Source organism: Lysinibacillus sp. GbtcB16 (genome assembly GCF_019091145.1).
Lineage (GTDB): Bacteria > Bacillota > Bacilli > Bacillales_A > Planococcaceae > Lysinibacillus > Lysinibacillus fusiformis.
The window spans coordinates 1-254 of record NZ_JAGXJV010000633.1 but is presented as its reverse complement, the minus strand read 5'-3'; the positions used below and the strand labels follow the sequence as shown (position 1 = coordinate 254).

Annotated in this window: 1 protein-coding gene; it reads left to right on the top strand. The window is 48.4% G+C overall.

What is annotated here, in order from left to right:
* A partial coding sequence (locus KVT27_RS25470; RefSeq protein WP_217582257.1) for a hypothetical protein occupies window positions 1-254 on the top strand: 254 nt, incomplete at both ends.

Genomic DNA, 254 nt, shown 5'->3' with positions numbered 1-254 from the left:
ATGGTGGTGCCAATAACGCCAATCATCTCGTTGAAATTCATGATTTGCCTTATCCGGTGATGCAGAAACAGCAGGCATTCAGTCAACGTCTTGCTGCCGCATATGCCGAAGAGGGTCTTCCGTATGTAGAACGAAATCAAGTCGTACTCAGCGACGGCTCTGTCCCTTACCCGTCTTTTAATCTGACTTCAGCCATTCATCACGTATGCGGCGGCATGAGTATGACCTTTGAATCCAATATGGGACTTGCGGCT